Origin of the sequence: Citrobacter pasteurii (assembly GCF_019047765.1) — a bacterium.
Classification (GTDB): Bacteria; Pseudomonadota; Gammaproteobacteria; order Enterobacterales; family Enterobacteriaceae; genus Citrobacter; species Citrobacter pasteurii.
Map to the genome: position 1 here is coordinate 3,835,928 of NZ_CP077262.1, position 26,462 is coordinate 3,862,389.

Genomic DNA, 26,462 nt, shown 5'->3' on the forward strand with positions numbered 1-26,462 from the left:
CTCACACCGCTTTATGCTTTTTTTAGTTTTTTAACTTTCTGGGCGTCAATATGACAGGGGAAACAATGTTGACATTTATAGAACTCCTTATTGGAGTCGTTGTTATTGTGGGTGTAGCTCGCTACATCATTAAAGGTTATTCCGCGACCGGCGTATTGTTTGTCGGGGGCCTGGCTTTATTGATTATCAGCGCCCTGATGGGACATAAAATTCTGCCCGGCAGTGCCGAAAGTACTGGCTACACCGCGACAGATATTGTTGAATATATTAAGATTTTGCTAATGAGCCGCGGCGGCGATCTCGGCATGATGATTATGATGCTGTGTGGTTTTGCCGCCTACATGACGCATATCGGCGCGAACGATATGGTCGTTAAGCTGGCCTCCAAACCCCTGCAATATATCAACTCGCCTTACATGCTAATGATTGCCGCCTATTTTGTTGCCTGTCTGATGTCACTGGCAGTCTCTTCGGCAACCGGGCTGGGCGTGCTGTTGATGGCGACACTCTTTCCGGTCATGGTTAACGTTGGGATCAGTCGTGGTGCTGCGGCGGCCATTTGCGCCTCCCCTGCCGCAATCATTCTTTCTCCAACTTCCGGGGATGTCGTGTTGGCTGCAAAAGCAGCGGAAATGCCACTGATTGACTTCGCGTTTAAAACCACGCTGCCGATTTCCATTGCGGCCATTATTGGTATGGCGATTGCTCATTACTTCTGGCAGCGCTATCTGGATAAAAAAGAGAACATCTCTCACGAAATGTTAGATGTGGCAGAAATCACCACTACAGCTCCCTCGTTTTACGCCATTCTGCCGTTTACCCCGATCGTCGGTGTACTGATTTTTGATGGTAAATGGGGCCCGCAACTGCACATTATCACGATTCTGGTGCTGTGCATGCTTATTGCCGCAGTGCTGGAGTTCATCCGCGGATTCAACACCCAGAAGGTTTTCTCAGGTCTGGAAGTCGCCTACCGCGGAATGGCAGATGCCTTTGCTAACGTCGTCATGCTGTTAGTTGCAGCCGGTGTATTTGCTCAGGGTCTGAGCACCATTGGCTTTATTCAGAGTCTGATCTCTATCGCCACCTCATTTGGTTCTGCGAGCATTATTCTGATGCTGGTGCTGGTTATCCTGACCATGCTGGCCGCAATGACCACGGGCTCCGGTAACGCGCCTTTCTACGCCTTCGTTGAGATGATCCCAAAACTGGCGCACTCTTCCGGTATCAACCCTGCCTACCTTTCGATCCCAATGCTGCAGGCATCAAACCTCGGACGCACAATCTCCCCGGTATCCGGTGTGGTTGTGGCTGTCGCGGGGATGGCGAAGATTTCACCGTTTGAAGTCGTAAAACGGACTTCTGTTCCGGTTCTGGTCGGACTGCTGATTGTGATTATTGCTACTGAAGTGATGGTACCTGGTTCTTCTTCAGCCGTGGTTGGCGGCTGATACTCAGTGAAATGTAGGCCGGATAAAGCATCTACGCCGCATCCGGCATTTAAACCGCACCGTTGCCGGATGTCGATGCTAAAGCATCTTATCCGGCCTACGTCAGAAATCAGCATTTAGCCGCCATGATAAATACGCTGCGGCCTGCCTACCTTACCGTGAATAATCTCCGCAATGATCAAATGGCGGCTGGCACAGTACTCCAGGTAGCGTCTGGAGGTGGTACGGCTGATAGTAAGCGCCTGGGCGATCGTTTCCGCAGTATGATGCACCGTCGGGTCAGCAAATAACTTAAGTACCGCATTCAGCGTTAGCGCGTCGATCCCCGTCGGCAAATCCCCTTTCGGCTCACCGCGCGCATAGGCATTAAACATTTCATCAATCTGTTTTTGGCTGGCACTGTCATTACCGGCCAGCATTCTTCTGCGTTGCTGATAGCGGGTAAGCGTCTGCCCCAGTCGCTCGTAGGCTATAGGTTTAACCAGATAATCAAACGCCCCGCTGCGTACGGCTTCAGAGACCGTATCCATATCACTGGCTGCCGTGGTAAACACCACGCCGCCCGGATAACGCGCCTGAGTCAGCTCGTGTAACAAAGTGATGCCCTTACCATCCGGCAAGTAGTTATCAAGAAGAATCAAACCGGGCTTAAAACGCTCAATCATCATTCTTGCCTGCGCAAGATTACCCGCCAGCCATATCTGGCTGAAACCGGGTATATGGCGGATATATTCAGCATGCATTTCCGCCAGTAGCGTTTCATCCTCAACGATCAACAGCGTTAATGGTTCCGTCATTGTTTTTTTTCACTTTCGGAAGAAATAAAGAAAATAAGGTACCGCAGGGGGAGTTATCTTCGAGCGTAATAACCCCATTACAGCGCCTCACATAACTTGCAATCAGATACAAACCGATGCCATGCTCGCCTGGTTCATCGGTACGAGTGCTCACACCCTGTTCAAATATTTTTTCGCGCAATGCTTCCGGTACGCCACAACCTTGATCGGCGACTTCGATGATCACCTCATCGCCCTCATCGCTCAGATAGAGTTCAACGACCTTGTTACCCTGCTGGGTACGCAAACTGGCTTCAAAAGCATTATCAAGCAGATTGCCAACAATTGCTGCAAACTCTGTGCTATCCAACCCCTCAGGAAGTTTATGCAGTTGACTGCCAGGCACAATGATCATAGTGAGGCCCAGTTCCCGCGCACGCTGTACCTTGCCAAACAGCAGGCCTGCAACCTGACGATCGGCGAAAGCGCCGCGCAGACTATCAATGAGTTGCTGCTGCGCCTGCGACTCTCCCTGAACCATGGCCAGCACCCGGTCATACTCTTTCATTTGTAGCAGACCATTGATAGTGGACATCCAGTTCAGGTGTTCATGACGTAGCGTTCTCAGACTTTCTACATACTGTTTGATTTGTGTTAGCTGGGCATTCAGGGTCGCAATTTCATCTTTGCTACGAAAGCTGATGATAGCTCCGAGCAGTTCATCGCCAGAGCGAATCGCCTCACGGTTGGCAATAACACTCAATCCATTAAAGTTAACCATCACATCCTGACGCTTTTCCGCAATCTGCTGGGTAAAAAAGTCTGCTGGCTGAACGACGTCCGCAATCGGCTTACCCAACCACTTACGTCCGGGCGACGAGAGCCCCAGCATTTTTCTCGCACTGCGGTTTATCGCCGTAATGCACCCGTCAGGATCAACAGCAATTAAGCCTTCGTAGACTGAGCTAAACAGCGCCTCCTGCTGACGTACCACCCGCGCGATTTGTTTAGGCTCCATACCCAACATCTGACGCCGAATATGGGCGGCAAAAAACCAGGAAAGTAACATAAGCACCAGCAACAACAGAATGAACACCCCAGCCATCGGAAGTAAGAAATCCGAGCGCCAGCTGTCGATTTTACTGATCAGGTAGCCAATTGAGACAACACCGATGATTTTACCATCATCATCAAAGATAGGGGTTTTGGCGCGCATCGCCATCCCGATAGACCCTTTACCGGTAATAAAGTAGCTTTCCCCTTTCTCCAGCGCACCGGGTTTGGTGAACTGCATGGGGTAGCCGATTTTATCCGGATTAGGGTGATAAAGACGGATCGAGTGGGTATCACCGATAACCACATAGTCAAAATCAGTCCCGCTCTGCAACTTATCCGCTATCGTTGCCAGACGCTCGTAATCACGGTGCTTTACGGCAGCAATAATGCTGTCGTTCGAGGCGATAATTTTCGCCTGATTCATTGCCATATCGCGGACATGCGTTGCCAGATAATCTTCAAAGCTGGCGGTAAAGTATTGTGCTAACGCCGCGATGATAAAAACAGAAACGACCAGAATGAGTAGAAAGATACGCAACGGAAACGCCAGACTGCGAAAAAAAGGAAACCGTGTTTTATTTTTCTTTTTCGACATATGTTTTCCTCACCGACGTTAACCGAAACTTATTTTTCGTTGTATATGTAATAAAAATGTTTTATTTACAAGTCACGGACTAAAATAGGATCGTTACAGATTCCCCACCTTAAATCAATTAAACAAATAAAAACCACACGCTATTTCCGGGTTAAATTAATTAAAAAACTTAAAACCATAAAACACATTAAAACCATCTAACTTATTGTGAAATAAATCAAAATTTGCCGCCAAAATACTCCTTACGATGTATGCAACAGGGAAAAAAAGAAATACTCCGTAATAAAAAAACATTCCCTTCAATTGCAAACAAAACGTTATCAAGTTGCTAAACAGAGCAACAAAAACAGAAACCCAGTAACAAATATACCATCGGGGCTCTATTTACTATGTTCGGTAATAATATATTCACGCAAGTTAAACGCTCAGAAAATAAAAAGATGGCGGTTATCGCTCAATTTCTGAAAGAAAACGATTTGAGCGTTGATACCACCGTCGAAGTATTTATCACCGTCACCCGTAACGACCGCCTGATCGCTTGTGGCGGCATCGCCGGCAATATCATTAAATGCGTCGCGATCTGTGAATCCGTACGCGGTGAAGGCTTAGCACTGACGCTGGCGACTGAGTTAATCAACCTCGCCTACGAGCGGCATTGCACCCATCTCTTCATCTATACCAAAACCGAGTATGAGTCACTGTTTAAGCAGTGCGGCTTTTCGACGCTGACCAGCGTGCCCGGCATTATGGTATTAATGGAAAACAGCACCACTCGCCTCAAACGTTACGCTGAATCATTGGCAAAACAGCGTCGTGAAGGGAAAAAAATTGGCTGTATCGTGATGAACGCCAACCCCTTCACCAACGGGCACCGTTTTCTGATCCAACAAGCCGCCGCACAGTGCGACTGGCTGCATCTGTTTTTGGTGAAAGAAGATACTTCGCGTTTCCCGTATGAAGACCGACTGAACCTGGTTCTCAAAGGGACAAAAGATATTCCACGTTTAACCGTACACCGCGGTTCGGAATACATCATCTCTCGCGCCACGTTCCCGTGCTACTTCATTAAAGAGCAGAGCGTTATTAACCACTGCTACACCGAAATAGACCTGAAAATTTTCCGTCAGTACCTGGCCCCAGCACTCGGCGTTACGCACCGCTTCGTCGGGACTGAGCCGTATTGCACCGTCACCTCCCAGTACAACAACGATATGCGCTACTGGCTGGAGACCCCAACACTTCCCGCCCCGCCGATTGAACTGGTGGAAATTGAGCGGCTGTGTTTCCAGGAGATGCCGATTTCCGCCTCCTGGGTGCGCAAGCTGCTGGTTAAAAAAGATCTCACGGCTATCGCATCCCTGGTTCCCGAAGCCACGCTGCACTACTTGCAAAGCATGGTTGAGCGAACCTCATCGGCTGCGGCAGTCCGCCAAAATACCCCCGCATTAGCAACAGGTGAAAAATGAAAATAAACCAGGCAGCCGTCGCAGGCACTCTCGAGTCCGGTGATGTGATGATCCGCATCGCCCCGCTCGATACGCAGGATATTGACCTGCAGGTTAACAGTAGCGTCGAAAAGCAGTTCGGTGATGCCATCAGGGCCACCATTCTGGACGTTCTGTCCCGCTATAACGTCCGCGGCGTGCAATTAAATGTTGATGATAAAGGCGCACTGGACTGCATTTTACGTGCGCGACTGGAAGCATTACTGGCCCGCGCCAGCGGCATTCCGGCACTGCCATGGGAGGATTGCCAATGATTTCCGATTCTTTACAACAACGTAAATCCCGCACACGCCGCAGCATGTTGTTCGTACCAGGCGCTAACGCCGCGATGGTCAGCAACTCATTCATCTACCCGGCAGATGCGCTGATGTTCGACCTGGAAGACTCCGTCGCACTGCGTGAGAAAGATACCGCGCGCCGCATGGTTTATCACGCGCTACAGCATCCGCTGTATCACGACATTGAAACTATCGTGCGCGTTAATGCCCTCGACTCCGAATGGGGCATCAATGACCTCGAAGCCGTCGTACGTGGTGGTGCTGACATCGTGCGTTTACCCAAAACGGATACCGCCCAGGATGTCACCGATATCGAAAGCGAAATCCTGCGTATTGAAAACGCCTGTGGTCGTGAACCCGGTAGCACCGGTCTGTTGGCCGCTATCGAATCACCATTAGGTATTACCCGCGCGGTAGAAATTGCCCACGCTTCCGAGCGTCTGATCGGTATTGCTCTCGGCGCAGAAGACTACGTGCGTAACCTGCGCACCGAACGCTCGCCGGAAGGTACCGAACTGCTGTTTGCACGTTGCTCAATTCTGCAGGCTGCGCGTTCCGCCGGCATTCAGGCGTTCGATACCGTCTATTCCGATGCCAATAACGAAGCGGGTTTCCTGCACGAAGCCGCACACATCAAGCAACTGGGTTTTGATGGTAAGTCGCTCATCAACCCGCGTCAGATTGAACTCCTGCACAACCTGTATGCCCCGACGCGTAAAGAGCTGGCTCACGCACGTCTGGTGGTAGAAGCCGCTGAAGCCGCCGCCCGTGAAGGCCGTGGCGTAGTTTCCCTGAACGGCAAGATGGTCGACAGCCCGGTTATCGAGCGCGCCCTTCTGGTTATCTCCCGTGCAGAACTTTCCGGCATTCGCGAAGAATAAGGCAAAAAAATGACGCAGAAAATCGAACAGTCTCAACGACAGGATCGCGTGGCGACCTGGAGCCGTCATGCAGAAAGCGAGCTTTCCGCTTATCAGAGCACCGCAAAAGTTGAATTACAGGCGCAAAAACCGCGCAACAAAAAGCTGTGCGCTAACCTGGAAGAGGCCATTCGCCGTTCAGGCTTACAGGATGGTATGACCATCTCCTTCCACCACGCTTTCCGTGGTGGCGATCTGACGATCAACCTGGTGATGGATACCATCGCTGCAATGGGCTTTAAAAACCTGACGCTGGCTTCCAGCTCCCTGAGCGACTGCCATGCGCCGCTGGTTGAACACATTCGCCAGGGTGTCGTCAGCCGTATTTATACTTCTGGTCTGCGTGGCCCGCTGGCAGAAGAGATCTCTCGCGGTCTGCTGGCTGAACCTGTTCAGGTCCACTCTCACGGTGGTCGTGTACATCTGGTACAAAGCGGCGAGCTCAACATTGATGTCGCCTTCCTCGGCGTGCCGTCCTGTGACCCGTTTGGTAACGCCAACGGTTACACCGGTAAAGCCTGCTGTGGCTCGCTGGGCTACGCTCGTGTCGATGCTGAAAACGCAAAACAGGTTGTTCTGCTGACCGAACAGCTGCTGACCTACCCGCATAATCCAGCCAGCATTACCCAGGATCAGGTGGATCTAATTGTACAAATCGACCAGGTCGGTGATGCTGACAAAATTGGTGCTGATGCCACTCGCATGACCACCAACCCGCGCGAATTGCTGATCGCCCGCAGCGCAGCAGATGTTATTGCTAACTCCGGCTACTTCAAAGAAGGTTTCTCATTGCAGACCGGTACCGGCGGCGCGTCTCTGGCCGTTACCCGTTTCCTGGAAGACAAAATGCGCAGCCGCGACATCCGTGCTGACTTTGCGCTGGGCGGCATCACTGCCACCATCGTTGACCTGCATGAGAAAGGCTTAATCCGCAAACTGCTGGATGTACAGAGCTTCGACCGTAATGCGGCTGAGTCGCTGGCCCGCAACCCAAACCACATTGAGATCAGTGCCAATCAGTATGCCAACTGGGGCTCGAAAGGCGCCTCTGTCGATCGTCTGGATGTCGTGGTGCTGAGCGCGCTTGAAGTGGATACCAACTTCAACGTTAACGTACTGACCGGTTCTGACGGCGTACTGCGCGGCGCATCCGGTGGCCACTGTGATACAGCTGTTGCCGCAGCGCTTTCCATCATCGTCGCACCGCTGGTTCGCGGGCGCATCCCGACGCTGGTTGATAACGTCCTGACCTGCGTAACCCCGGGTTCCAGCGTTGATATCCTGGTCACTGACCACGGTATCGCCGTCAACCCTGCACGCCCTGAGCTGGCAGAACGTCTGCAAGAAGCGGGCATGAAAGTCGTGTCCATTGAATGGTTGCGCGAACGTGCCCAGCAGCTTACCGGTCAGCCCCGCGCTATCGAATTTACTGACCGCGTGATTGCCGTTGTGCGTTATCGCGATGGCTCAGTAATTGACGTTGTGCATCAGGTGAAGGAATAAGCCATGCACCTGCTCCCTGAACACGCCACCTGCCACGCGGTTTCCATTCCCGAGCTGCTTGCCAGCCGTGATGAGAGACAAGCGAGGCAACATGCCTGGCTCACGCGTCATCACGCGCCATTGGTCTCTTTTACCGTGGTAGCGCCAGGTCCGATCAAAGACAGCGAATTAACCCGTCGCATCTTTAATCACGGCGTCATCGCCCTGCTTACGCTGGCGAAACAATCATCCTGGATTGTCAGGGAGCAAACTGCGCTGGTCTCTGCCAGCGGTCCGGAAGGACTGTTGTCCATTGAGGCGCCAGCCCACGACCTCAAGCTCGCCACCATCGAGCTTGAACATTCACATCCGCTGGGACGGTTATGGGACATCGATGTCCTGACCCCTGAAGGAGAAATCCTGTCCCGCCGTCATTTCGCGCTTCCTGCCCGCCGCTGTCTGTTGTGCGAGCAAAGCGCTGCCGACTGTGCGCGGGGTAAAACCCACGCGCTTTCCGACTTACTCATTCAAATGGAGGCACTGCTGCATGATGCCGATTCCCGCAACATCGACGAATAACGCAGTCCTTCCACTGGATCTGCCCGACGCCTACGCAACGCTTGCCTGGCGCGCCATGCTGACTGAAGTCAACTTATCGCCCAAACCGGGCCTGGTGGATCGCATTAATAACGGCGCACATAAAGATATGGCGCTGGAAGATTTTTATCGCAGCGCAGAGGCTATCCAGGCCTGGCTGCCACGTTTTATCGAATACGGCGCATTCAGCGCGCAGTTGGCACCTGAAGAGGTACTGAAAGGACTGCGTCCGCTGGGTATGGCCTGCGAAGCCGATATGTTTCGCGCCACCGCCGGGGTGAATACCCATAAAGGCAGCGTCTTTTCTCTGGGACTGCTGTGTGCCGCCATTGGCCGCCTGCACCAACTCCAACTGACTGTTACCGCTGAAACCATTTGCTCTACGGCAGCAACATTTTGCCGTGGCCTGACCGAGCGCGAACTGCGCCAGAACAATCAACAACTCACGGCTGGCCAACGTCTTTATCAGCAACTGGGATTAACCGGCGCACGGGGCGAAGCCGAAGCGGGATATCCGCTCGTCATCCAGCATGCCCTGCCGCACTACCGCGCACTGCTGACTCAGGGCCGCGACCCTGAACTGGCGTTACTCGACACATTATTGCTGCTGATGTCTATCAATGGCGACACCAACGTGGCTTCACGTGGTGGCGCGGAGGGTCTGCGGTGGATACAACAGCAGGCCACCACATTATTGCAGCAAGGGGGAATTCGTACCCCTGCCGATCTCCATTACCTACACCAGTTCGACCAACAGTGCATCGAACGCAACCTCAGTCCTGGAGGCTGCGCCGATCTGCTGATCGTTACCTGGTTCTTAGCTCAGATTTCGCAAGTTCATCATTATCACAATTAAAGATCCTTTCCGGAGAATCACACACATGTCTTTAGCAAAAGATAAAATTTGGAAGTTACTGGCCCCATTGGTCGTGATGGGTGTCATGTTTCTTATCCCCGTCCCTGATGGAATGCCTCCACAGGCCTGGCACTACTTTGCCGTATTTGTGGCAATGATCGTCGGTATGATCCTCGAGCCGATCCCGGCAACAGCGATCAGCTTTATCGCCGTCACGATCTGCGTTATTGGCAGCAACTACCTGCTGTTTGATGCTTCCGAACTGGCCGACCCGGCGTTTAAAGCAGGTAAACAAGCGCTGAAGTGGGGTCTGGCAGGCTTCTCCAGCACCACCGTGTGGTTGGTGTTCGGTGCGTTTATATTCGCGCTGGGTTATGAAGTCACCGGTCTGGGTCGTCGTATCGCGCTGTTTCTGGTGAAATTCATGGGTAAACGTACCCTGACGCTGGGCTATGCGATTGTTATTATCGACATCCTGCTGGCGCCGTTTACGCCGTCCAACACCGCGCGTACCGGTGGTACAGTGTTCCCGGTTATCAAAAACCTGCCGCCACTGTTCAAATCCTTCCCTAACGATCCTTCCGCACGCCGTATCGGCGGATATCTGATGTGGATGATGGTTATCAGTACCAGCCTGAGTTCCTCTATGTTCGTTACCGGCGCTGCGCCAAACGTACTGGGTCTGGAATTCGTTAACAAAATCGCTGGCATTCAAATCAGCTGGTTGCAGTGGTTCCTCAGCTTCCTGCCGGTCGGTATTCTTTTGCTGATCGTTGCCCCGTGGCTGTCTTACGTACTGTACAAACCGGAAGTCACCCACAGTGCTGAAGTTGCAGCATGGGCCGGCGATGAACTGAAAACTATGGGTAAACTGACCCGTAAAGAGATAACGCTGATCGGCCTGGTACTGCTCAGCCTGGGCCTGTGGGTATTTGGCGGCAAGCTGATTGACGCTACCGCAGTGGGTCTGCTGGCAGTCTCCCTGATGCTGGCTCTGCATGTTGTACCGTGGAAAGACATTACTCGCTATAACAGCGCATGGAACACCCTGGTCAACCTTGCCACTCTGGTGGTAATGGCCAACGGTTTGACCCGTTCCGGTTTCATCGACTGGTTTGCCAACACCATGAGCACGCACCTGGAAGGGTTCTCGCCTAATGCGACAGTAATCGTTCTGGTACTGGTGTTCTACTTTGCTCACTACCTGTTTGCCAGCCTTTCTGCACACACCGCCACCATGCTGCCAGTTATTCTGGCGGTAGGTAAAGGTATCCCGGGCGTTCCGATGGAACATCTGTGTATCCTGCTGGTGTTGTCCATCGGTATCATGGGCTGTCTGACTCCGTATGCCACGGGCCCTGGTGTTATCATCTATGGCTGTGGATATGTGAAATCCAAAGACTATTGGCGTTTGGGTGCTATCTTCGGTGTCATCTACATCTCAATGCTTCTGCTGGTTGGCTGGCCGATTCTGGCAATGTGGAGTTAATCCGCGCACTTTACACATAGTCAAAACGCATAGCTAAAATGATGCCAGTCAGCTAAACCTGACTGGCATTTTTTATGATTAAATAGATGATATTCAGAATTTATATAAGTGTCCGAATTCATCATGACATCAACATGGCGTTCTTTTTCTTTACTGGCAGCGCTTCTGCTGCCGGTTTCTGCGGCTCAGGCCGATGAACTTCAGGCCAGACAGTACGGTGATTTTGACCGCTACGTGCTGGCCCTCTCCTGGCAAACCGGTTTTTGTCAGAGTCAGCATGAGCGTAATCGTCAGGAGCCTGACGAATGCCGTTTGCAAAAGGAGACCGACAATAAAGCAGATTTTCTGACGGTTCATGGCCTGTGGCCCAGCCTGCCAAAATCCATTGCCGCCCGCGGTGTCGATAATCGTCGTTGGATGCGTTTTGGCTGCGCGACTCGCCCCATACCCAACCTGCCTGAAGCTCGCGCCAGCCGGAAATGCGCCGCTCCCGAAACCGGGCTGTCGCTGGAAAGCGCGGCAAAACTCAGCGCCGTCATGCCCGGCGCCGGTGGGAGATCCTGTCTGGAACGTTACGAGTATGCCAAACATGGCGCCTGTTTCGGTTTTGATCCCGACGCGTACTTCGGCACCATGGTGCGGTTGAACAATGAGATTAAGAGTAGCGAGACGGGCAAGTTTCTGGCGGATAACTACGGTAAAACCGTCAGCCGTAGCGCATTTGACGCCGCATTCGCTAAAAACTGGGGCAAAGAGAATATCAAAGCAGTGAAGCTAAGTTGTCACGGCAACCCCGCTTATCTGACGGAGATCCAGTTTTCATTAAAAGCCGATGCCATCAACCAACCTTTATCATCCCGTTCATTCCTGCCGCAACCGCATCCAGGTAACTGCGGTAAACAGTTTATTATCGACAAAACAGGATACTGAACAGCCCGACCGAACGCTACGCTGCTCCCCTGTCGGGCGGAACAGCGTAGTACTTCTCAAAAGATTACGACTGAATAAAGTCGAGTAGATCGGCGTTGATCTGCTGTTTATGGGTGGTGCAAATACCGTGAGACCCTCCGGCATACACCTTCAACTGTGCATCTGGTAGGATTTCTGCTGCAACCTTGCCGCAGGTTTCAAACGGGACAATCTGATCGTCGTCACCATGAATCACCAGCGTCGGGATGGTCATTTTTTTGAGATCTTCACGCAAGTCTGTTTCCGAGAAAGCATGGATACAGTCGTACAGTGCTTTGATTGATCCTTGTAAGCCCTGTTCGACAAAACTTTCGCGGATCGCCTTCGACTCCTTTGCGCCAGGTCGATTGTAGCCATAAAATGCAGCCGTCAACTCATAGAAAAAGGCGGCACGATCGTTCACAACGCCTTCACGAATGCTATCGAACACCTCCCTTGGTACACCATTCGGGTTAAAGTCGGTTTTAATCATGATGGGGGTTACCGCACCAATGAGTACCGCTTTTGCTACCCTCTGCGTCCCATGGCGGCCAATATACCGGGCAACTTCGCCACCGCCGGTAGAGTGCCCGACATGGACGGCATCTTTAAGATTGAGATGCGCGGTAAGTTCAGCCAGATCGTCAGCATACTGATCCATATTGTGATCATCCCAGGGTTGGGCCGAACGCCCATGTCCACGCCTGTCATGGGCGATCACACGAAATCCTTTCGACCCGAGGAACAACATCTGATCCTCAAACGCATCTGCCGTCAGCGGCCAACCATGACTGAAGACAATGGGCTGTCCACTTCCCCAGTCTTTGAAATGCAAATAGCTGCCATCTTTTAAGGTAAGTTTGTCGTACTGGCTCATGAGATCTCCTGTCGAGGAACACTGAGTTGTCGTGGCGCGCCCGCAGCGAGCGCTTAAAAAGCATAATGCAAATTTGAGAACGATCACGTTTTTTACCTCCCCCTTCATCTGCAGCAATATTGATGATTTGCCTGAATGTGAACTAAATCACTTCAAACCAGGGGTAAGTCTCAGTATCATCATAAAAGCTAAACCCTTGCCGCCTGACGGTGAGGGTTTTCTTTTGGGATTATTTACCTGCGCATCCGCAGTATCGACGACATGGAGTAATAAATGTCCAGACCAACTATTATCATTAACGACCTCGATGCGGAACGCATTGACCGCCTGTTGGAGCAACCTGCGTTTGCTGGTTTACCGATAGCGGACGCATTAAACGCTGAACTGGATCGCGCCCAAATGTGTTCCCCGGAAACCATGCCGCACGACGTGGTGACCATGAACAGCCGCGTGAAATTCCGCAATCTGAGCGATGGCGAAGTACGTGTACGTACCCTGGTATATCCGGCCAATATGACTGACAGCAGTACACAGCTTTCGGTAATGGCGCCAGTCGGTGCAGCGCTTCTGGGTCTGCGCGTTGGCGATACGATCCATTGGGAATTACCGGGCGGTACATCGACCCACCTCGAAGTCATCGAGCTTGAGTACCAGCCTGAAGCTGCAGGCGACTACCTGCGCTAACTCTGTCTTATCAAAGCGACTCGCTTTATCTTACAGGGGATGCATCCGCATCCTCTTTCCGCTTCACCCCCTGCTTTCTTTCATTTACTGCACTTCCTTTTCTCCTGTTCGCAAAACATAAATCTGTGTCGTGACTGACAGAATCATTTTTAATACTATGCTGTTATGTGTTCATGTAATGACAAGGAGAATGTTTATGTACAACACAATCATAATGCCTGTTGATGTATTCGAAATGGAGCTGAGCGACAAGGCTGTTCGCCATGCAGAATTTCTGGCACAAGACAAAGGGGTGATCCATCTGCTGCATGTGCTCCCAGGTTCTGCCAGTCTGAGTTTGCACCGTTTTGCCGCTGACGTTCGCCGTTTTGAAGAGCATCTGCAACACGAAGCGGAAACCCGTCTGCAAACGATGGTCGGTCACTTCAGTATCGATCCTTCCCGCATTAAGCAGCACGTTCGCTTTGGTAGCGTGCGTGATGTGGTCAACGAATTGGGTGAAGAGTTGAATGCAGATGTGGTGGTCATCGGATCACGTAACCCATCAATCAGCACCCATCTGCTCGGATCTAACGCCTCCAGCGTTGTTCGTCACGCGACCCTGCCGGTGCTGGTTGTACGTTAACAGCAACTGATTTGCTATAGAAAACCCCTGCCAGGTGAAGCCCTGACAGGGGTTTTTATTACCTCACAATCAATACAAGTGACCGATATTGACGATGGTGCTGACCGTATCGCCAAAGAATGTCAGACGACTCAGAAAGACGCCAACAAACAGCAGGATAAAGAGCACCTTAGCTCTACGCTCACCGTGACGGCTCAGCACGAATGCCAGCGCCAGGCACACCAGACTCGTCAGATAAAGCGGTGACGAAAGCCAGGCATGTGCCGTCATCTGCATGATGGTGCCGCCGCTTAACCAGATAATCGGCGCGGCGATCATGACCGCCATACATACAACAATCCCCTGGCGCAATGCGGCAACGGCAGGTGCAAGGTTAAGCAGTGGAATCGCCGCACAGCCCATGACCCATACCGTAGCAAAGAACAGCAGCATCGTCAGACCGTTGGCGATAGCGACCATTGCCGGTGCGGCATAGGTCATGCCTTGTACCGCTACCAGCGCGATCCCGAGAAAAGATGCCAGAACAGCCGGAACTTTGTGCCCTTTCGCCAGGAACACCACACCGACTGCCGCTCCGTACAAGGTTGCGCCAAGAATTTCGCGGCTCAACCAGGCATGCTGCAGGTTAATCAGGGCGTTGTAGGCGCGATCCGGGTGTGCGAGATGTAATACCGCCGCCACGGACGCCGCCGCCAGGATCAGTCCGCTAACCAGCCAGTAAAGACGTTTGCTTTCCAGTTTTCCGCGCAACGTGCGCAGCGTCAGAATGAGGGTGATCCCGACCGACATCTGGCTTAAAACCGTAAAAATCACCAGAGGAAGTTCATACTTTTCCATTACTTGCCCTCCGGTTGCTTGGGTTGACGCGCGAGGATAAAACGCGTGCCCGGATTAAGCTGCGGCATGCGCGGGAATCCCGGCGGATACTGCACGGCATTGTTCGGGATGGAATCAGCATCCAGATCAATAAGTGTAAGTGCACCTACCGGACAGGCATTCACGCACGCCGGCTGCATACCAACATCAAGGCGCTCGTAGCACATGCTGCATTTTTCCGCTTTCTTCGTCTCCTCATTAAAGCGCGGCGCACCGTATGGGCAGTTGCGGATACAGTTTTTGCATCCAATACAGCGCTCCGGGTTATGCACCACCACACCGTCCTCACGTTTGGTGTAAGCCTCAACCGGACAAGCCGCCAGGCAGGCCGGATTTTCGCAATGGTTACAGGCCAGCGAGTAGAATGCCCGCTCTTCATGCGGATAAATTTCTTTATCCAGCGGGTAAACATAGCGCCAGTAGCGTTCAGGCTCCAGTTGGTTAAAACTCTTACACGCCATCGCGCAGCCACGGCAGCCGATGCACTTATCGCTATTGACTAAAAACGCGCGTCTCATGCCGCAGCTCCTTCACTTCCTAACAGGGTAATATCAACAAATTGACTATGAATGGCCGCGCCGGGTGCGCCGGTCGCCATTTTGCCCATATCGGCCGGCGTGTCCTTAACCACGTTTTGTACGTTGTAACTAAGCTTGTTGAACCAGGACTCATACATCACAAGGAAATCTTCCGGCACGTTGGTGGTGATTTTGGCGCGCAATTCAACATGACCCGCTTCGTTGAAAACTTTAACGCGAGCGCCCTCGGTGATGCCTTTTTTCTGTGCGGCAAACGGATGGATATACACAAACGGTTCAGGCCAGAAAACCTGCATCCAGTCCAGATTCACAAACTGCGAGTGCAGTCCGTACTGGAGATGAGGCGTAAATAAATGGAACGGTAGTGCGCCTTTAGCACCGGCCTTATATTCCGGCAAGGCTGTGTGACCATTTTCCGCACAGCGTTCTGATTTGAATTCGTACTTGCCCGATGGTGTTTTAAATTTGCGATCGTACCAGGCCGCTGTGCTGACCATTTTCGCTTTGCGCGGCCCTTCAAGCAGATCGTCCCAGCCCGCAATACCAAACTGTTTACCCATCGCCTCGTTGAACTCCTGATCCAACCAGCGTTTGGCATTAAACTCCTGCGGGAAAGTACACGAACCCGGCTCCAGCTTATTGATGGTCTTAGATAACAACGCGGCGATTTCCGGATCGCTTTTGCACTCATACAGCGGTTTAATGGCTGGTTCGTTGACGGACAACCAGTAGTGCCAATAAGACGAGGAAACATCCCACTGCTCAAACGTGGTGGTAACAGGCAAGACGATATCGGCGTGCTGCACGGTTTCGTTGAAGAATTGATCGACACAAACCACCATCTCCAGTTTATCGAACGCTTTCACCATCTTGTTGCGGTCGAAATCCTGAGCAAACGGGTTTTTAGACGCGACCCACAGCATTCTTACTGGCGGTTCGCTGGCGTCGAGGATCCCCTGCGCCGTCTGGTTGATGTTCAACGCACGGTCGGAGTATTCGCTCTTTTCACCGCTATCGCTGACAAACTCACCCACCGGGCCACCAGCGCCTTTCATCCCGACAGATCCCACCGGAGGTTTCTGCATCATGCCATGGTAGTTGTAACCCCAGGTCTGCAGATGACCGTAGCGAGCACCACCGCCCTCAATGCCGATGTTGCCGGTCATCGCGACAAATGCGTCGATCGCTCGGACGTTAGCCCCGCCGTTGACATGGCGCTGCATCCCGTAGCCAATCCACACCGTGGCGGGATTTACCGCCGTAAACTCTTCCGCTAACTGGCGGATGACATCAGCCGGCAGGCCACAAATTTCAGATGCCCACTCTACGGTAACACTGTTGCGCAGATAGGCTTCAAATTCGGCATAGCCATGGGAATAGTTGTTGACGAAATCCTGATCAACCAGGTCTTTGTCTACCAGGTGACGCGCCATACCGAGCGCCAGCGCACCATCAGAACCCGGACGAACGCGCAGGTACAGATCGGCTTTGGCTGCGGTTTGCGTCAGCAGTGGGTCAATCACCACGACCTTCGCCCCTTTCTCACGAGCCTGATAGATGTACTTCATGGTGTGCATCGAGCACCACGCCGGGTTTGCTCCCCAAATAATAATGTATTTGGCTTTAACAAAATCTTCCGGGTCGTTGCACCACATATCGCCCATGTCGTAGTTCTGCGCATCAATACCCGCAGGCCAACATGGCGTACCGGCAAAACGGGTGGTGTAACCCAGAGAAGACATCATCCCTTCAACGGCATACCCCATCACGCCAAGATTGCCTGAGTATTTTGATAGTGCCAGCCCCAACATTGAGCCGTCTTTCTTTTTGATCTCCAGCATCTTGCTGGCAATGCGCTGCATCGCCTCATCCCAGGAAACCCGACGCCATTTACCGCTGCCACGGCCATCCTGAACCATCGGATACTTAATGCGGTCGGGGCTGTATACCCGACGCGGATACGTCAGTCCTTTAACGCAAGGCGTTCCGTGCGTGAAGGTAGACTCCGACGCACCTTCTACAAAGGTGATAACGTCATCCTTCACCCAGGTTTTCATGCTACAGGTGTCATAGCAGTTACGCGGACACGCATTGCGGAAAATTTTATACGTCTTAGGGTTAAACGGAACCGGCGGCTGCGCATAAGCACAGCGGGATGACAACAGCCCGCCCGGTAAAGCCGCTACCGTGCCCAGTACAACCAATCCCTTTAAAAAAGAACGTCTGTTCAGAAGTCCCGGATCATTGCTCATAGTGATACTCTCGTGTTTAATTCATCAAGCCAAAAAGACAATTTTTCCGCTACGCTTTTCAATGTGGCGGTTTGTGCATTTCTATTTATTTTTTCGATATACTCGGGAACCCAACTCGCTATATACTCTTTTGTATAGCAATTAAGTGCGACTTGATACTCAGAAGACACCCTGGCGTTAGCCGATAATAAAACCGTCAATTCCAATACATAAGAAATATGATCATCAGGAATATTATTCGCGTTATTTATGGATAGGCCTATGCTTACCATAAACTCCCGAATGTTCAGGGTTGATTTACCCATCACAAGGGCATCTTCTTCGAGATAAACTGACGCGAACGGTGCGGCCTTTAGCGTCTGCGGCCCGACAAATAGCGCATTGAAGTCATACTCCGCTTCCCGCCACTCCTGCTCTGTTAACGTTGAGGCATTTTTATCCAGGGCTGAATAAGCCTCTTTCAACGTAGAGCCATCATAAGAGATAAAAAAATCACGCAACAATAACCCTGTCGATTCAAAGCTCGTCAGGGTTTCATAAATTTCACCCATGAATTAACCAACCATTTATTCATACAACAAATAAAAAATAATGCAGGTTAATATAATAAAGAAAACGCTAACACTTTCTTTGACCAAAGAAATGATCAGGCTAACTAAAATAATGATTTATGCGGTTTATTGTTTCAAGAATTGACAATTTGCGAGAGGCGGAAATAAAAAAACCGCCAGCAGATAGCTAGCGGTTTGAGTATTGCAGGTGAGTCTTACTTTTTTATGCTGTCGTCGTGCGGATCAAATAATCAAAGGAACTCAGCGATGCTTTCGCGCCCTCGCCAGTGGCGATGATGATCTGCTTGTACGGTACGGTTGTACAATCCCCCGCAGCAAAAACACCCTTCACGCTGGTTTCGCACTTGGCATCAATGATGATTTCACCCATGCGATTACGCTCAACGGCGCCTTCCAGCCAGTTCGTATTCGGTAACAGGCCAATCTGCACAAAAATACCCGCCAGTTCCACATTGTGGATATCACCGCTGACGCGGTCACGATACTCCAGACCGGTGACTTTACTGCCGTCGCCTTTCACTTCTGTGGTTTGCGCATTCAGAATAATGTCGACGTTTTTCAGACTGCGTACTTTATTCTGCAGAACCTGATCGGCCTTCATTTCCGGGGCAAATTCCAGCAACGTCACGTGCTCGACGATACCCGCCAGATCGATAGCCGCTTCAACACCCGAGTTACCGCCACCTATCACCGCGACACGCTTACCTTTAAACAGCGGGCCATCACAGTGCGGGCAGTAGGTTACGCCCTTGGTGCGATACTGATCTTCACCCGGAACATTCATGTTGCGCCATTTTGCGCCAGTAGCAATGATGATGCTGCGTGCTTTCAGCACCGCACCGGAAGCCGTTTCAATCTGATGCAAACCACCTTCCTGAGCTGCCGGAACCAGTTTGCTCGCGCTCTGACTGTCGATCACATCAACATCGTAATCATCAACGTGCGCTTTCAGCGCGCCGGCCAGCTTCTGGCCTTCGGTTTTCGGTACGGAGATGTAGTTTTCGATATCAACAGTATCAAGAACCTGACCGCCAAAGCGTTCGCCCATCAGACCGGTGCGAATACCTTTACGTGCAGAGTACACCGCAGCCGCTGCCCCGGCTGGACCCGAACCGACGATCAGCACATCGTAAGCATCACGCTTGTTCAACTCTTCCGCTGCGCGTTTTTCTGCGCCCGTATCAACTTTCGCTACGATTTCAGTCAGCGTCATGCGGCCCTGACCAAACTCTTTACCGTTCATATAGACCGCCGGAACGCCCATGACGTTACGGTCAGTAATTTCGTTCTGGAATGTACCGCCATCAATCGCCGTATGCTTGATACGCGGATTCAGCACGGACATCAGGTTCAGCGCTTGCACCACATCCGGACAATTATGGCAGGACAGTGAATAATAGGTTTCAAACTCAAAATCCCCGTCGAGGTCGCGGATCTGCTCCAGCAGTGACTGTGCCTCTTTCGACGGATGACCGCCTGTCCACAATAGCGCCAGAACCAGAGAGGTAAACTCATGACCCAATGGAGAGCCGGCAAAACGTGGCCCCTGGTGAGAACCCGGGTTGGTTATCAGGAACGATGGCTTACGTACAGCCAGAGTATTATCTTCTTTAAAGGTGACTTTCTCTGACAGTTCAGCAATTTCAGTCAGCAGTTCCTTAATTTCTGCCGATTTAGCGCTGTCATCCAGCGTAGCAATCAGCTCAACAGGTTTGGTCAGTTTCTCAAGATAAGCCTTGAGCTGGGTTTTCATATTTGTGTCGAGCATTATTCTTCCCTCTCTGAAAACATCATCATGCAAGCCGGATTCGCGGAGCCGCATCAATGCAACTTGCGTCATGGTGCTGGAATAAAATGGGCGCGCCTGCGCCCATGACTGACGTAATCTGACGTAATTTCCTAAGTATTTCGCGTCAGAGCAAGGCGGCTAGCCTGAGAATCCCCGGGAGCTTACAGAAGTAAGTGACCGGGGTGAGCAGGCGACGCCAACACGGCTATGACGTGAAAGACGACGGAAATTTAGATTTTACCAACCAGGTCCAGGGACGGAGCCAGAGTGGCTTCACCTTCTTTCCACTTAGCCGGGCAAACTTCGCCAGGGTGGGAAGCGACATACTGTGCAGCTTTAATTTTGCGCAGCAGGTCAGACGCATCACGGCCGATACCTTCAGCGGTAACTTCGATTGCCTGGATGATGCCCTGCGGGTCAACAACGAAGGTTGCGCGGTCAGCCAGACCTTCATCTTCACGCATGTTGTCGAAGTTACGGGTCAGGGCGCCAGTCGGGTCGCCGATCATCGCATATTTGATTTTCGCGATGGTTTCAGAGCTGCTGTGCCATGCTTTGTGAGTAAAGTGAGTGTCGGTAGAAACAGAGTAAACGTCCACACCCAGTTTCTGCAGTTCTTCGTAATGGTCAGCAACGTCGCCCAGCTCGGTCGGACATACGAACGTAAAATCAGCCGGGTAGAAGAAGAAGACACTCCAACGACCTTCGGTATCTTTCTCGGTTACTTCGATGAACTCACCGTTTTTGAACGCCTGGTTTTTGAAAGGTTTAATTTTGGTATTAATCAAAGACATCTGTACTTCCTCCGTGTTTTCGTTGAGGGATAAGTTAACGAAAATCATTGATAAGGGCTAATGCGTTTCCTTTATCAAATCAATAAGCGTTAACTAACAACCGACTCAACCGCATGTTGTAAACCCTATTCTAAAAGTAAAAAAGGCTCCCTTTGCAGGGAGCCTCATTACCCGAGTTACCCGCAAGTAACTTCAGTGCCAGCAGAACTGGCTATGTGTTGCGCTCTACATTACCTTAACCAAGGTCGTAACAGCGATTGGGATTACATCACCCAACTACCGAAAGGGCAATCGACAGACTGTCGATCTTACCTATGGCTGCGATAGGTTTTGCAACTTAACTCCCTTTCCTTCTAATTTTATAAGGAAAATCAATGTTTAAACGTACATTACTCTTAGCTCTGCTCCCTGCTGTCGTCCACGCTGAAGAGCTTCCTGCCCCCGTTAAAGCGATTGAGAAACAGGGCATTACGATTTTGAAGTCGTTCGACGCTCCGGGAGGCATGAAAGGTTATCTGGGAAAATATCAGGACATGGGGGTCACTATCTATGTGACGCCTGATGGAAAACAGGCGATCTCCGGCTATATGTATAACGAGAAAGGTGAAAACCTGAGTAATGCGCTGATAGAAAAAGAAATCTATGCACCTGCCGGGCGCGAGATGTGGCAACGAATGGAAAAAGCGTCGTGGATTCTGGACGGCAAAAAAGACGCGCCGGTTATTGTGTATGTGTTTGCCGATCCATTCTGCCCGTATTGCAAACAATTCTGGCAACAGGCGCGCCCGTGGGTTGAGTCCGGCAACGTTCAATTACGCACGTTGTTGGTCGGCGTGATTAAGCCCGAAAGTCCCGCAACCGCTGCGGCCATTCTGGCAAGCAAGAACCCCGCTAAAACCTGGCACGACTATGAAGCCTCCGGCGGCAAAATGACGCTGACACTGCCAGCAACCCCGCCTGCCAGGCAAATGAAGGCGTTGAATATCAACCAAAAACTAATGGACGATTTAGGCGCCAATGTCACGCCAGCCATTTATTACATGAGCAAAGATAATACCCTGCAACAGGCAATAGGTTTGCCCGATAAAGAGAAGCTGGATATTATCATGGGAGCCAAATAAATATACGCAACGAATGATTGATATTATTTTCATATCAATCATTCTTCTTTTTCACATCAATCAACCCGTTAGCACTTTTTACCGAAAAAATAACCCTGCCTGTGCTATTTTAAGTAGTAGTAAACTATTCATTAAGTTTAACATGCATATGAGATGGAAATGCGTTGCAACTTACACATAACAAAACAGAATGTTTAATAACAAAACTAAAACAGGAATTAGCGTATGGCTAACCTTTACGACCTCAAAAAATTCGATCTCAACCTGCTGGTTATTTTCGAGTGTATCTATCAAAATCTGAGCATAAGCAAAGCCGCCGAAACGCTTTTTATTACCCCCTCAGCCGTTAGCCAGTCGCTACAAAGGCTTCGCACCCAATTCAATGATCCTTTGTTTACTCGGGCAGGGAAAGGCATTACGCCTACCATAACAGCGGTCAATCTACACCATCACCTTGAGAACAATCTTAACAGTCTGGAAGAAACAATAAATATTATGCACAGCTCCAGTCTGAAGAAAAAATTTGTCATTTACAGCCCGCAAATTATCAATAATGCCTACATAAGTGAGTTAATTAAATTTATCAGAGAAGACAAATATGTTGAAATTGAACATCGTGATATTCTGATAACATCGGAAACCGCTGAAGACTTACTCGCCTACCGTAAAGCGGATGTTGTCATTACGACATCACCGATCGTTAACCGCTCGATTATATGTACCCCATTCAGGACAATTGAGACCGTATTGGTCTGTTGCAAAAACCACCCCAGAATAAATGAAAAAACAACGTTAAATGAAATACTGGAAGAACAGTTTACGCGGTATCTCTCTGACGATGCTGGTATAAAAGAGTACCAGTCGGAAACAAATTATTTTCTCGCCAATCGTAAATCCGGGTTCTCTAGTGATTCACTAATGTCAATTATCAACGTTATATCTATTACAGATATTATTGGTTTCATCCCTCAATCAACCTTTGAATCATATTCGTCATCACTCAATTTAAAGAAAATCAAAACAGATATTAAGCCGCCATCAATGAATCTATTTTTAATGTACAATCGGGCATCACTTAACAACAAAAATTTTGAGAATTTCATAACAAAAATAGACAAAAAAAATAAGGAAAGTGACACATTAAAGAATCATAAATATATTAAATAAAAAAAATTTTAAATACATTAGGTGAATGTATTTAAAGGTTGCACGCTTCGTAAATTGGCATATCTTATTCAGAGTATACATTAGAGATGTTATTCTTTTATTCTTTCAGTATGGACTTGCTATGTCTGTTTACAAAATTCCTCTGAGTCAGAGCGTACTGGCAGCCGCTCAGGAACGCATTACCTGGACTTTGGAAACACTGCCCCGCGTGTGCGTTTCACTGTCTGGAGGGAAAGACTCCGGGCTCATGATGCATCTCACCGCCACTCTTGCGCGCCAGTTACATAAAAAAATAAGCGTATTGTTTATTGACTGGGAAGCCCAGTTCTCTTGCACTATCGACTACGTTGAAGCGCTACGAGAACGCTATTCTGACGTTATAGAACATTTTTATTGGGTAGCAATACCGCTCACCACCCAAAATTCTCTCTCACAATTTCAACCGGAATGGCAGTGTTGGGAACCCAATACACAATGGGTGCGGCAACCACCAGCAGATGCGATTACCGATCCCAGTTTCTTTCATTTCTACCAACCTGGCATGACCTTTGAACACTTCGTTCGTGAGTTCGCTGACTGGTTTTCAGAAAAACGTCCTGCGGCAATGATGGTGGGCATCCGTGCCGACGAGTCATATAACCGTTTTGTCGCCATTGCCCATTCGCGTAAGCAACGTTTTGCCGATGACAAACCGTGGACTACCGCCGCACCGGGAGGACACGCCTGGTATATCTATCCGATGTATGACTGGAAAACAGCCGATATCTGGACATGGTTTGCAAAAACAAAAATGCCATGCAACCCCCTGTATAACCTGATGTACCAGGCCGGCGTACCAACACGATATATGCGCATTTGCGAACCCTTTGGTCCGGAACAACGCCAGGGACTGTGGCTGTATCATGTTATTGAGCCACAGCGATGGGCAGCCATGTGCACCCGGGTTAGCGGCGTTAAAAGCGGCGGAATATACGCCGGTCATGACAACCATTTTTACGGCCACCGGAAAATATTAAAACCGGAGCATTTAAGCTGGCAAGCGTACGCTATGCTGCTATTAGACAGCATGCCGCAACAAACCGCAGAGCACTACCGCAACAAAATCGCCGTCTATTTACAGTGGTACAAGAAAAAGGGGATCGATGATATTCCTCAAACCCAGGAAAACGATATTGGTTCTAAAGATATCCCCTCATGGAGACGGATCTGCAAAGTACTGCTGAATAATGACTACTGGTGTCGGGCACTCTCATTCAGTCCCACAAAAATGAAAAACTATCAGCGTTATAACGAACGTATGAAAACCAAACGCCAGGAATGGGGGATCTTATGCAACGACGACTAACTCAGGAACTCACTGGTTTTCTTTCTGGCCTTTCAGAAGAAGAACGAATTGAAGCAATCAATGAATTCAGGATCGCAATCCATAGCGTCAGTCCTTTCCGTGAAGAACCGGTAGACTGCGTTCTGTGGATCAAAAACAACGCTATTTCGCCAAATGATTACAACCCAAATAACGTTGCGCCGCCGGAGAAAAAGCTACTGCTGAAATCCATTGAAGCCGATGGCTTCACACAGCCGATCGTCGTGGTTCAATCAACCCCGGAAGAATATGAAATCGTCGACGGATTCCATCGACATGAAATAGGCAAAAACAAATCATCGCTAAAATCACGCCTGAAAGGTTATCTGCCCGTTACCTGCCTGCAACGCGGGCGTCATGAGCGCATGGCGGCGACAATCCGCCACAATCGTGCCCGTGGGCGGCATCAAATCCATGCCATGTCGGAAATCGTTCGTGAATTATCACAATTAGGCTGGAGCGAAGAGAAAATCGGTCAAGAGCTGGGAATGGATAGCGACGAAGTCTTACGTCTGAAGCAAATCAACGGTCTGCAAGAGTTATTTGCCGACCGTCGATTCTCCAAAGCCTGGACGGTGAAGTAGCGAAATCACGTTACTACAGCGCAACCAGGCGTTCTGCCGCTGCCAGCAGCGTCGATTCTTGCTTAGCAAAACACAGGCGAATCAGCTTATGTGGGAAAGGATCGGCGCAGAAAACCGACAGTGGGATCGCCGCCACGCCGACCTCTTTAGTCAGCCATTGGCAAAATTCCACATCGTTGAGATCAGAAACAGCACTGTAATCAATCAGCAAAAAGTACGTCCCTTCGCAGGGTAGTATTTCCAGCCGACTGTCACGCAGCGCATTCACCAGCACATCACGTTTTCTCTGATAAAACGCGGGCAGCTCACGGTAGTGCGTCGGATCTTCGCGCAGCATATCCGCCAGCGCCAGTTGTGCCGGCGTGTTGACCGAGAAGGTTAAATACTGATGGACCTTACGTAACTCCGCGCTGATAGCCGGTGGCGCAACGCAGTACCCCACTTTCCAGCCCGTCATATGATAGGTTTTGCCAAATGATGAAACGGCAACTGCGCGCTCCCTTAGTTGCGGATGCGCCAGCACGCTGGCATGTCCATGCGTGGCAAAACAGATATGCTCGTAGACTTCGTCACTGACAACATAAATCTCATGCCCGTTAATGGCCTGCCATAACGCCTCAAAGTCCGCCTTCTGCCATACTGTAGCCGAAGGGTTGTGCGGCGTATTTAGGATCACCAGCCGGGTGCGGTCACTGATTAGCGCAGCAAATTCCTGCCAGTCGACGCGAAAAGACGGCGGTTGCAGCGCGATGCGTTTAACCACGCCGCCGGATAATTCGATCGCGGGCGCATAGCTGTCGTAGCTCGGGTCAAAACATATCACCTCATCGCCAGGCCGTACCAGTGCCGTAATGGCGGCATACAGCGCTTCTGTCGCCCCTGCCGTTACCGTCACGTCACTGTTTGCATCCGGCTTGTAGCCATACAGTTCGGCGGTTTTATCGGCAATGGCGTCGCGCAGCGGCTGTACGCCCGTCATCGGCGCATACTGGTTTGCGCCATGCGCGACGTGATACGCCAGACGTTCTTGTAAGAAGAGTGGACCATCAAAATCAGGAAATCCCTGCGAGAGGTTAATGGCCTGGTGCTGCTGCGCCAGCGCGCTCATTTGCGTGAAAATAGTGGTGCCCAGATTAGGCAGTTTGCTTTGCGGAATCAGCGGGTTATTACTCATTATTGTTATCCCAGCGTGTGATGTTGTGGTTGAAGCCACTATAGCACGATGCTAGTATTTGGCAATCAAGACGTTCAGACGTCTATATAAAA

The 26,462-nt window shown here is 50.6% G+C and carries 25 protein-coding genes; 15 read left to right on the plus strand and 10 right to left on the minus strand.

Going from position 1 to position 26,462, the window contains the following annotated elements:
* The first annotated feature begins 65 nt into the window (after positions 1 to 65).
* Positions 66 to 1,451 (plus strand): anaerobic C4-dicarboxylate transporter DcuC, encoded by a 1,386-nt coding sequence (gene dcuC, locus I6L54_RS18720; RefSeq protein WP_040232563.1) that lies wholly within the window; start codon positions 66 to 68, stop codon positions 1,449 to 1,451.
* A 116-nt stretch (positions 1,452 to 1,567) separates the two neighbouring features.
* Here the strand turns inward: dcuC and dpiA are convergent, their stop codons facing one another.
* Both dpiA and dpiB read right to left on the minus strand, forming a co-directional pair.
* Positions 1,568 to 2,248, minus strand: a complete 681-nt coding sequence (gene dpiA, locus I6L54_RS18725) for a two-component response regulator DpiA (protein WP_005120841.1) — start codon at positions 2,246 to 2,248, stop codon at positions 1,568 to 1,570.
* On the minus strand, positions 2,217 to 3,878 hold the full coding sequence (gene dpiB / locus I6L54_RS18730; RefSeq protein WP_040232564.1) for a sensor histidine kinase DpiB: 1,662 nt from the start codon (positions 3,876 to 3,878) through the stop codon (positions 2,217 to 2,219). Before dpiB ends, dpiA begins: the two co-directional genes overlap by 32 nt.
* A gap of 389 nt (positions 3,879 to 4,267) precedes the next feature.
* Here dpiB and citC point away from each other — a divergent pair, with 389 nt between their 5' ends.
* From citC to rna, 8 genes are all read left to right on the plus strand, one after another.
* Complete coding sequence (gene citC, locus I6L54_RS18735) at positions 4,268 to 5,344, plus strand: [citrate (pro-3S)-lyase] ligase (protein WP_005120842.1); 1,077 nt, start codon at positions 4,268 to 4,270, stop codon at positions 5,342 to 5,344.
* Entirely contained in the window at positions 5,341 to 5,637 is a 297-nt protein-coding gene (citD, locus tag I6L54_RS18740) for a citrate lyase acyl carrier protein (protein ID WP_005120843.1), read from the plus strand. The genes citC and citD overlap by 4 nt, the downstream gene beginning before the upstream one ends.
* Positions 5,634 to 6,542 (plus strand): aldolase/citrate lyase family protein, encoded by a 909-nt coding sequence (locus tag I6L54_RS18745; protein WP_005120844.1) that lies wholly within the window; start codon positions 5,634 to 5,636, stop codon positions 6,540 to 6,542. The genes citD and I6L54_RS18745 overlap by 4 nt, the downstream gene beginning before the upstream one ends.
* 9 nt (positions 6,543 to 6,551) lie before the next feature.
* Positions 6,552 to 8,084 carry a citrate lyase subunit alpha gene (citF, locus tag I6L54_RS18750; RefSeq protein WP_040232565.1) on the plus strand — a complete coding sequence of 511 codons (1,533 nt, stop codon included), beginning with the start codon at positions 6,552 to 6,554 and terminating at the stop codon, positions 8,082 to 8,084.
* Positions 8,085 to 8,087: 3 nt separating this feature from the next.
* Entirely contained in the window at positions 8,088 to 8,642 is a 555-nt protein-coding gene (citX, locus tag I6L54_RS18755; RefSeq protein WP_005120847.1) for a citrate lyase holo-[acyl-carrier protein] synthase, read from the plus strand.
* Positions 8,611 to 9,516 carry a triphosphoribosyl-dephospho-CoA synthase CitG gene (citG, locus tag I6L54_RS18760; protein WP_040232568.1) on the plus strand — a complete coding sequence of 302 codons (906 nt, stop codon included), beginning with the start codon at positions 8,611 to 8,613 and terminating at the stop codon, positions 9,514 to 9,516. Before citX ends, citG begins: the two co-directional genes overlap by 32 nt.
* Positions 9,517 to 9,541: 25 nt before the next feature.
* Entirely contained in the window at positions 9,542 to 11,005 is a 1,464-nt protein-coding gene (citT, locus tag I6L54_RS18765; protein ID WP_005120849.1) for a citrate/succinate antiporter CitT, read from the plus strand.
* A gap of 123 nt (positions 11,006 to 11,128) precedes the next feature.
* Positions 11,129 to 11,935: a ribonuclease I gene (gene rna, locus I6L54_RS18770; RefSeq protein WP_005120850.1), complete on the plus strand. Its 807-nt coding sequence runs from the start codon at positions 11,129 to 11,131 to the stop codon at positions 11,933 to 11,935.
* Between the two features lie 64 nt (positions 11,936 to 11,999).
* Here rna and I6L54_RS18775 read toward each other — a convergent pair whose 3' ends face one another.
* A complete protein-coding gene (locus I6L54_RS18775) occupies positions 12,000 to 12,830 on the minus strand; it encodes an alpha/beta fold hydrolase (protein ID WP_005120852.1) in 831 nt (276 codons plus the stop codon).
* 273 nt (positions 12,831 to 13,103) lie between these two features.
* Between I6L54_RS18775 and rnk the strand changes: the two genes are divergently transcribed.
* Complete coding sequence (gene rnk, locus I6L54_RS18780; protein WP_005120853.1) at positions 13,104 to 13,514, plus strand: nucleoside diphosphate kinase regulator; 411 nt, start codon at positions 13,104 to 13,106, stop codon at positions 13,512 to 13,514.
* A 196-nt stretch (positions 13,515 to 13,710) separates the two neighbouring features.
* A complete protein-coding gene (gene uspG, locus I6L54_RS18785; protein ID WP_005120854.1) occupies positions 13,711 to 14,139 on the plus strand; it encodes a universal stress protein UspG in 429 nt (142 codons plus the stop codon).
* A 69-nt stretch (positions 14,140 to 14,208) separates the two neighbouring features.
* Here the strand turns inward: uspG and I6L54_RS18790 are convergent, their stop codons facing one another.
* The 6 genes from I6L54_RS18790 to ahpC form a co-directional block, all read right to left on the minus strand.
* Positions 14,209 to 14,976: a dimethyl sulfoxide reductase anchor subunit family protein gene (locus I6L54_RS18790; protein ID WP_040232571.1), complete on the minus strand. Its 768-nt coding sequence runs from the start codon at positions 14,974 to 14,976 to the stop codon at positions 14,209 to 14,211.
* A complete protein-coding gene (locus I6L54_RS18795; RefSeq protein ID WP_005120856.1) occupies positions 14,976 to 15,533 on the minus strand; it encodes a 4Fe-4S dicluster domain-containing protein in 558 nt (185 codons plus the stop codon). Before I6L54_RS18795 ends, I6L54_RS18790 begins: the two co-directional genes overlap by 1 nt.
* Positions 15,530 to 17,806: a molybdopterin-dependent oxidoreductase gene (locus I6L54_RS18800; RefSeq protein ID WP_040232573.1), complete on the minus strand. Its 2,277-nt coding sequence runs from the start codon at positions 17,804 to 17,806 to the stop codon at positions 15,530 to 15,532. The genes I6L54_RS18795 and I6L54_RS18800 overlap by 4 nt, the downstream gene beginning before the upstream one ends.
* A complete protein-coding gene (locus tag I6L54_RS18805; RefSeq protein WP_005120858.1) occupies positions 17,803 to 18,357 on the minus strand; it encodes a TorD/DmsD family molecular chaperone in 555 nt (184 codons plus the stop codon). Before I6L54_RS18805 ends, I6L54_RS18800 begins: the two co-directional genes overlap by 4 nt.
* A 223-nt stretch (positions 18,358 to 18,580) precedes the next feature.
* A complete protein-coding gene (ahpF, locus tag I6L54_RS18810; RefSeq protein ID WP_005120859.1) occupies positions 18,581 to 20,146 on the minus strand; it encodes an alkyl hydroperoxide reductase subunit F in 1,566 nt (521 codons plus the stop codon).
* 251 nt (positions 20,147 to 20,397) lie between these two features.
* Positions 20,398 to 20,961: an alkyl hydroperoxide reductase subunit C gene (gene ahpC, locus I6L54_RS18815; protein WP_002894394.1), complete on the minus strand. Its 564-nt coding sequence runs from the start codon at positions 20,959 to 20,961 to the stop codon at positions 20,398 to 20,400.
* 374 nt (positions 20,962 to 21,335) lie between these two features.
* On the opposite strand from ahpC, the gene dsbG reads away from it, so the two are divergent.
* From dsbG to I6L54_RS18835, 4 genes are all read left to right on the plus strand, one after another.
* On the plus strand, positions 21,336 to 22,082 hold the full coding sequence (dsbG, locus tag I6L54_RS18820; protein ID WP_005120860.1) for a thiol:disulfide interchange protein DsbG: 747 nt from the start codon (positions 21,336 to 21,338) through the stop codon (positions 22,080 to 22,082).
* A gap of 225 nt (positions 22,083 to 22,307) precedes the next feature.
* The gene (citR, locus tag I6L54_RS18825) at positions 22,308 to 23,249 is read left to right on the plus strand and encodes a DNA-binding transcriptional repressor CitR (protein WP_040232575.1); all 942 of its coding nucleotides are present in this window, start codon (positions 22,308 to 22,310) and stop codon (positions 23,247 to 23,249) included.
* Positions 23,250 to 23,370: 121 nt separating this feature from the next.
* Positions 23,371 to 24,594 (plus strand): phosphoadenosine phosphosulfate reductase, encoded by a 1,224-nt coding sequence (locus I6L54_RS18830; RefSeq protein WP_040232578.1) that lies wholly within the window; start codon positions 23,371 to 23,373, stop codon positions 24,592 to 24,594.
* Complete coding sequence (locus tag I6L54_RS18835; protein WP_005120864.1) at positions 24,579 to 25,196, plus strand: IbrB-like domain-containing protein; 618 nt, start codon at positions 24,579 to 24,581, stop codon at positions 25,194 to 25,196. The genes I6L54_RS18830 and I6L54_RS18835 overlap by 16 nt, the downstream gene beginning before the upstream one ends.
* A 13-nt stretch (positions 25,197 to 25,209) precedes the next feature.
* Here I6L54_RS18835 and I6L54_RS18840 read toward each other — a convergent pair whose 3' ends face one another.
* The gene (locus I6L54_RS18840) at positions 25,210 to 26,370 is read right to left on the minus strand and encodes a pyridoxal phosphate-dependent aminotransferase (RefSeq protein ID WP_005120865.1); all 1,161 of its coding nucleotides are present in this window, start codon (positions 26,368 to 26,370) and stop codon (positions 25,210 to 25,212) included.
* Positions 26,371 to 26,462 lie beyond the last annotated feature (92 nt).

What these genes read in the sequence shown, in the direction of transcription:
- dcuC (WP_040232563.1), top strand. Translation starts at nt 66, where the DNA reads ATGTTGACATTTATAGAACTCCTTATTGGAGTCGTTGTTATTGTGGGT.
- dpiA (WP_005120841.1), bottom strand. Translation starts at nt 2,248, where the DNA reads ATGACGGAACCATTAACGCTGTTGATCGTTGAGGATGAAACGCTACTG.
- dpiB (WP_040232564.1), bottom strand. Translation starts at nt 3,878, where the DNA reads ATGTCGAAAAAGAAAAATAAAACACGGTTTCCTTTTTTTCGCAGTCTG.
- citC (WP_005120842.1), top strand. Translation starts at nt 4,268, where the DNA reads ATGTTCGGTAATAATATATTCACGCAAGTTAAACGCTCAGAAAATAAA.
- citD (WP_005120843.1), top strand. Translation starts at nt 5,341, where the DNA reads ATGAAAATAAACCAGGCAGCCGTCGCAGGCACTCTCGAGTCCGGTGAT.
- I6L54_RS18745 (WP_005120844.1), top strand. Translation starts at nt 5,634, where the DNA reads ATGATTTCCGATTCTTTACAACAACGTAAATCCCGCACACGCCGCAGC.
- citF (WP_040232565.1), top strand. Translation starts at nt 6,552, where the DNA reads ATGACGCAGAAAATCGAACAGTCTCAACGACAGGATCGCGTGGCGACC.
- citX (WP_005120847.1), top strand. Translation starts at nt 8,088, where the DNA reads ATGCACCTGCTCCCTGAACACGCCACCTGCCACGCGGTTTCCATTCCC.
- citG (WP_040232568.1), top strand. Translation starts at nt 8,611, where the DNA reads ATGATGCCGATTCCCGCAACATCGACGAATAACGCAGTCCTTCCACTG.
- citT (WP_005120849.1), top strand. Translation starts at nt 9,542, where the DNA reads ATGTCTTTAGCAAAAGATAAAATTTGGAAGTTACTGGCCCCATTGGTC.
- rna (WP_005120850.1), top strand. Translation starts at nt 11,129, where the DNA reads ATGACATCAACATGGCGTTCTTTTTCTTTACTGGCAGCGCTTCTGCTG.
- I6L54_RS18775 (WP_005120852.1), bottom strand. Translation starts at nt 12,830, where the DNA reads ATGAGCCAGTACGACAAACTTACCTTAAAAGATGGCAGCTATTTGCAT.
- rnk (WP_005120853.1), top strand. Translation starts at nt 13,104, where the DNA reads ATGTCCAGACCAACTATTATCATTAACGACCTCGATGCGGAACGCATT.
- uspG (WP_005120854.1), top strand. Translation starts at nt 13,711, where the DNA reads ATGTACAACACAATCATAATGCCTGTTGATGTATTCGAAATGGAGCTG.
- I6L54_RS18790 (WP_040232571.1), bottom strand. Translation starts at nt 14,976, where the DNA reads ATGGAAAAGTATGAACTTCCTCTGGTGATTTTTACGGTTTTAAGCCAG.
- I6L54_RS18795 (WP_005120856.1), bottom strand. Translation starts at nt 15,533, where the DNA reads ATGAGACGCGCGTTTTTAGTCAATAGCGATAAGTGCATCGGCTGCCGT.
- I6L54_RS18800 (WP_040232573.1), bottom strand. Translation starts at nt 17,806, where the DNA reads ATGAGCAATGATCCGGGACTTCTGAACAGACGTTCTTTTTTAAAGGGA.
- I6L54_RS18805 (WP_005120858.1), bottom strand. Translation starts at nt 18,357, where the DNA reads ATGGGTGAAATTTATGAAACCCTGACGAGCTTTGAATCGACAGGGTTA.
- ahpF (WP_005120859.1), bottom strand. Translation starts at nt 20,146, where the DNA reads ATGCTCGACACAAATATGAAAACCCAGCTCAAGGCTTATCTTGAGAAA.
- ahpC (WP_002894394.1), bottom strand. Translation starts at nt 20,961, where the DNA reads ATGTCTTTGATTAATACCAAAATTAAACCTTTCAAAAACCAGGCGTTC.
- dsbG (WP_005120860.1), top strand. Translation starts at nt 21,336, where the DNA reads ATGTTTAAACGTACATTACTCTTAGCTCTGCTCCCTGCTGTCGTCCAC.
- citR (WP_040232575.1), top strand. Translation starts at nt 22,308, where the DNA reads ATGGCTAACCTTTACGACCTCAAAAAATTCGATCTCAACCTGCTGGTT.
- I6L54_RS18830 (WP_040232578.1), top strand. Translation starts at nt 23,371, where the DNA reads ATGTCTGTTTACAAAATTCCTCTGAGTCAGAGCGTACTGGCAGCCGCT.
- I6L54_RS18835 (WP_005120864.1), top strand. Translation starts at nt 24,579, where the DNA reads ATGCAACGACGACTAACTCAGGAACTCACTGGTTTTCTTTCTGGCCTT.
- I6L54_RS18840 (WP_005120865.1), bottom strand. Translation starts at nt 26,370, where the DNA reads ATGAGTAATAACCCGCTGATTCCGCAAAGCAAACTGCCTAATCTGGGC.